Below are 5,144 nucleotides of genomic sequence, written 5' to 3'. Positions count from 1 at the left end.
AGACAGACAGCCCATGGCAGTTCTCCTTCAAACTGCCATCCCAAAGAATCCATCTCCCCAGCGCACGCAACATCAAAAACCCATATGCGATTCCCCTGCCCTGGCGGGAGAGGGAGGGGCCCGCGTCAGCGGGAGGGTGAGGGGGGCGGCGGTTCCGTCTGGTGCGAAGCAGCAGACGCTGCAGCGGGCTGTCGACAGCGGCTCCCCCTCACCCAGCTGCGCCTAGGCTCGCGATGCTCGCCAAGGCTGCGCAACCCTCTCCCGCCAGGGGGAGAGGGGTATTTCAGCGGAGAGACTCCAGCCTTACCGCCAGCCGCCGGCGCGGGCGCCGAGCAGGGCTTCGGCCAGCTTGGCGTCGCGGCCGTAGACGTCGGTGCGGAAGTGCACGCTGCCGTCCTTGTTGACCCAGGAGGTCAGGTAGCCGATGTGCACCGGCAGCGGCTGCTTCAGGGTGACGATCCGCCGCTCGCCGGAGTCGATGGTCGCGTTGATGCGGTCCAGGCTCCAACCGCCGGTGCTGGTCAGCACCGCCTCGGCCAGGCCCGGCGGGTCCGAGACCCGGATGCAGCCATGGCTGAAGGTGCGCTGATCCTTGCCGAACAGCGTCTTCGCCGGCGTGTCATGGAGGTAGATGTTGAAGCGGTTGGGGAACATGAACTTGACCCGCCCCAATGCGTTACCGTCGCCGGAGCCCTGGCGCAGCTTGTAGGGGAAGTTGTTGCGGTTCACACCTGCCCAGTCGACGGTATGGGGATCGACCACGCTGGCCCCGCTGCTCCAGTCGCTGAACAGGGTGAAGTTGTTGCTGGCGAGGTAGCTAACGTCGTCCTTGATCTTGGGCAGCAGTTCCTTGCGGGCGATGCTCGGCGGCACGTTCCAATAGGGGTTCATCACCAGATAGGTCATCTCGTGGCTGAACACCGGGGTCGAGTGATAGGGCTTGCCCACCACCACCGGCATGTCCAGCAGGGTCTTCTCGCCGTCCACCAGCTTCAGCAACTGGTCGGCGAGATTGACGAAGATGTGCCGCCGGCCGAGGTCGTCGGGCATCCAGCGGCGGCGCTCCAGGTTCAGCACCATCTGTTCCAGGCGGGTCTCGATGGAGACGTTGAGGGCGGCCAGCGTCTTCTTGCCCACCGCGCCGTCCTGGGTGAGGCCGTGGCGGTACTGCATCCACTTCACCGCGTCCACCAAGGCATCATCGTAGAAATCGGGGTCGCCGCCGGCCTCGGCCGCATCGTCCGCCGCCTTCAGGTCGCCCCAGAGCCGCAGCCGCTCCCGAAGCAGGCCGATCCGCGGATCGGTCATGCTGGGTTTCAGGGTCGGTCCCTCCGGCAGCGGTTGCCAGCCGCCCTGGGTTGCCAGAGCGCGGTATTCGGCGAGCGCCACCTTCTGACGGTCATAGCGCGACGTTTGCGGGCGATAGCTGTCCACAAAGAGGGTCAGGTCTTGCGCCAAGGCGACCTGTGCCAACACGGTCTCTTTGCGGACCTCCTCGCGGAATACGAAGAGCTCGGGGTCGGCCACGTGGGGCGTGGTCCGGCCCTGGCCGAGATCGGCGACGAAGCGGATCAGCCCCAGGGTGAGGCGCACCTCCAGTTCCGCCAGTTGTGCCGGCTTCGCCGCGCCAAGCAGAGCGGCGATGGGCTCGGCGCCGTAGTCGCGGGGATCGAGGGCATCGAGATCCGCCGCCGCCAGAAGCTCGGACAGCTCCCGCGCGCGGGGGCCGGCCCCACTCTCCTGCACCCACAGCGGCTCGAGCGCGCGCTCCTGATAGAAGCGCTCCAGCACCGTAAGGGTTTCGATTTCGTCGTCGGTGGCCGCCGTGCCGACGCCGGCGCGCAGCTGGGCCGCCAGGGCCTCCTGCAGCGCCGCGGCGGAGGCCGCCCCCGGGACCAGCAAAAGCAGGCCGAACACAAGGCCGATCGCCCGGTTGATCATCATCGGAGTCCCCTCAATGAAGTCCCTGTCGGCAGCCGCCCAAATTCGCTGCCCCATGCCGGGTACACCCGGCTTGACTGGAGGGCAGGCGCGGCCGGCCGCCGCTCATTGCACGCTTTGACGCCTATAGGATCACAGCGCACGGCGGGATGCCAGCCCGCGGGCCGCAGGCAGCGGCGGTCTGGCCGGCGCAAAAGAGGGAGGCCGGCCCGGACCGGCTCAGCCTCGAACGTAGCTTTCCCACGCCACGGCCGATAATCTCCTGATACAGGGAGAGAGCGCTTGGAACGAAGATTGGCCGCCATCCTGGCCGCAGATGTGGTCGGCTATTCGCGGCTGATGGGGCAGGACGAAACCGGGACTCTTCGGCGCCTCACGGATCTGCGCCAGCAAGTCCTGGAACCGCTCATCGCCGAACACCATGGCCGGCTGGTAAAGCTGATGGGCGACGGCCTGCTGATCGAGTTCGCCAGCGTGGTCGATGCCATCGCCTGCGCCGTGGCCTGGCAGGAGCGGGTCACCACGCACGAAGCCGGGTGCGACGACGGCGGGCGGCTGAGCTTTCGCATCGGCATCAATCTGGGTGACGTGATCATCGAGGGCGAGGATATCTATGGCGAAGGCGTCAACGTCGCGGCTCGCCTGGAACCTTTGGCCGAACCCGGCGGCATTTGCGTCTCCAGCGCCGTCTACGACCAGGTGCGCAACAAAGTGGATCATGCCTTTCTCGATATCGGTCCGCAGGCGCTGAAGAACATTCGGCAACCGGTCCACGCCTATGCCCTGCAGCCCGGAAGGATTGTGGTGGAGGCGCCGCCAAGTCCGGCGGAGAGCGAAGTCATGGCCGACGGCACGGGTGAAAGGCCCTCGGTCGCGGTGCTGCCGTTCAAGAACCTGAGCGGCGATGCCGATCAGGAGTACTTCGCCGACGGGGTGTCCGAAGACATCATCACGGCCCTTTCCCGGAACCGCTGGCTGATGGTCATCGCCCGCAACTCCAGTTTCACCTACAAGGGCGAGTCGGTGGACCTCAAGCAAGTGGGCCGGCAGCTGGGCGCCCGCTACGTCCTGGACGGCAGCCTGCGAAAAGGCGGCGACCGCATCCGCATTGCAGCGCAGTTGATCGATGCAAGTCTGGGTAACCAGATGTGGGCCGAACGCTATGACCGGGTGCTCGAAGACATATTCGCGGTTCAGGACGAGGTCACCGAAGCCATCGTTGCCGCCATCGCGCCGGAACTCGGCAAGGCGGAGCAGCAGCGTGCCGCTGCCAAGACGGCGGAGAACCTGAACGCCTGGGACGTCTATCAGCGCGGCATGTGGCATCTCTACCGGCGCACCAAACACGATCTTGCGGAAGCCTGCCGTCTGTTCGAGGCGGCCCTGTCCCTGGATCCCGGCCTCAGCCCCGCCTGCTCCGGCTTGGTGGACGCCTACTATTACGAAGTGGTGCTCAGCCTGGCCGAGTCGCCGGAGGAAAACCGGCGCAGAGCCCTGCAAGTCGCCCGGCGCGCCGTGCAAATCGACCCGGACGACGCCGCGGCCCACTGCGCCATGGGCAAGGCAAAGATCGTCAATCAGGAACACGCTCTCGCGATTCCCGATCTCCAGTTGGCCATCGAGCTCAATCCGAGCCTCGCCTGGGCCCACTACGGCATCGGCGCCGCCACCGTGTTCGCCGGCCAGGCCGAGCGGGCGATCACGCACCTGGAAGACGCCATCCGTCTCAGCCCTCGGGACCAGCACATGGGGTCTTTCATGGTGCGTCTCGCCGAGGCCTATCTGTTGCTGCAGGATTATCCGCGCGCAGTGGAATGGGCCCGCAAGGCCCTCCAGCAGCAAGGGTTCCAATGGTCGCGCTATGCAGCCCTCCTCGCGGCCCTCGGCTATCTGGGCGAACGGGAGCAGGCCGCTCCTGTGCTCAGCGAATGCTCCGCCGAGCGGGCAGACTTTTCGGTCTCAATGGTCCGCGACAACCATCTCTACACCGATGGAAAGGCGCTGGATCACTACCTCGAGGGTCTCAGACGCGCCGGTGTCCCGGAGTAGCGTCCTCCACGTTTTGACGGAACCGGCCGTTCAGTGCGGTTTCTTGCGGGAGAGCGCGGTGAGCAGGGCGAGGTCCGGTTCGGGCTCGCGCGCCTCGCGCGTCCGGGCGGGGCTCAGTGCCCTGACGATGCGCAGCTTGCCGCTGGACATGTCGCGCACGGCCAGCAGTTCGGCGCTCTGCAGATCACCATCGGCGAACAGCGGCAAATAGCGTTTCGGCATTGCGGCCTCCCTGCCGTTTCGCGCCCCCCGGTCTTGCCGCCGGCCCGGACGCAGCCAAACTCGGTTACAGCTCCCGCACGTCGGCCAGGCGGCCGGCGATGGCCGCCGCCGCGGCCATGGCCGGGCTCATCAGATGGGTGCGCCCGCCGCGACCCTGGCGGCCCTCGAAGTTGCGGTTCGAGGTGGAGGCGCAACGCTCGCCCGGCTGCAGCCGGTCGGCGTTCATGGCCAGGCACATGGAACAGCCCGGCTCGCGCCAGTCGAAGCCGGCCTCGAGAAAAATGCGGTCGAGACCCTCTTCCTCGGCCTGGTTCTTCACCAGGCCCGAACCCGGCACGATCATGGCGTGGACCCCCTCGGCGACCTTGCGGCCCTCGGCCACCCGGGCGACCTCGCGCAGGTCCTCGATGCGTCCGTTGGTGCAGGAACCGATGAAGACCTTGTCGACGGCGATCTCCGACAGGGGCGTCCCGGCTTCGAGGCCCATGTAATCGAGTGAGCGCTCGATGGCCTGGCGCTTCGCGGCGTCGCGCGCCTCCTCCGGGCCCGGCACCCGTCCGGTGATGGGGGCCACGTCCTCCGGGCTGGTGCCCCAGGTCACCTGGGGGTCGATCTCAGCGGTGGCCAAGGTGACCTCCCGGTCATAGCGCGCGCCCTCATCGGAGGGCAGGCTGCGCCAGTGGGTCACCGCCTGTTCCCAGGTTCCCGCCTTGGGGGCCATGGGCCGGCCCTTGATGTAGTCGTAGGTGATCTCGTCCGGGGCGATCAGCCCGGCCCGCGCACCGCCCTCGATGGACATGTTGCAAACCGTCATGCGCCCTTCCATGGAGAGGTCGCGGATCGCCTGGCCGGCGTATTCGATGACATGGCCGGTGCCGCCGGCGGTGCCGATCTTGCCGATGATGGCGAGGATCAGGTCCTTGGCGGTGACG

At 67.1% G+C, this 5,144-nt stretch carries 4 protein-coding genes; 1 reads left to right on the top strand and 3 read right to left on the bottom strand.

Features of this window, described 5'->3' with window-relative positions:
- Positions 1-303: 303 nt before the first annotated feature.
- The gene (locus Q0996_RS19645; protein ID WP_299623751.1) at positions 304-1,941 is read right to left on the bottom strand and encodes a murein L,D-transpeptidase; all 1,638 of its coding nucleotides are present in this window, start codon (positions 1,939-1,941) and stop codon (positions 304-306) included.
- 282 nt (positions 1,942-2,223) lie between these two features.
- Here Q0996_RS19645 and Q0996_RS19640 point away from each other — a divergent pair, with 282 nt between their 5' ends.
- Entirely contained in the window at positions 2,224-3,990 is a 1,767-nt protein-coding gene (locus Q0996_RS19640; protein ID WP_299623748.1) for an adenylate/guanylate cyclase domain-containing protein, read from the top strand.
- Positions 3,991-4,020: 30 nt separating this feature from the next.
- Here Q0996_RS19640 and Q0996_RS19635 read toward each other — a convergent pair whose 3' ends face one another.
- Both Q0996_RS19635 and Q0996_RS19630 read right to left on the bottom strand, forming a co-directional pair.
- On the bottom strand, positions 4,021-4,212 hold the full coding sequence (locus tag Q0996_RS19635; protein ID WP_299623745.1) for a hypothetical protein: 192 nt from the start codon (positions 4,210-4,212) through the stop codon (positions 4,021-4,023).
- Between the two features lie 64 nt (positions 4,213-4,276).
- On the bottom strand, positions 4,277-5,144 hold an 868-nt coding region (locus tag Q0996_RS19630; protein ID WP_299623742.1), incomplete at its 5' end, for an aconitase family protein.

The organism is Pelagibius sp., assembly GCF_028289705.1.
Taxonomy (GTDB): Bacteria; Pseudomonadota; Alphaproteobacteria; order Kiloniellales; family Kiloniellaceae; genus Pelagibius.
This window is presented reverse-complemented; position numbering and strand designations above follow the sequence as displayed.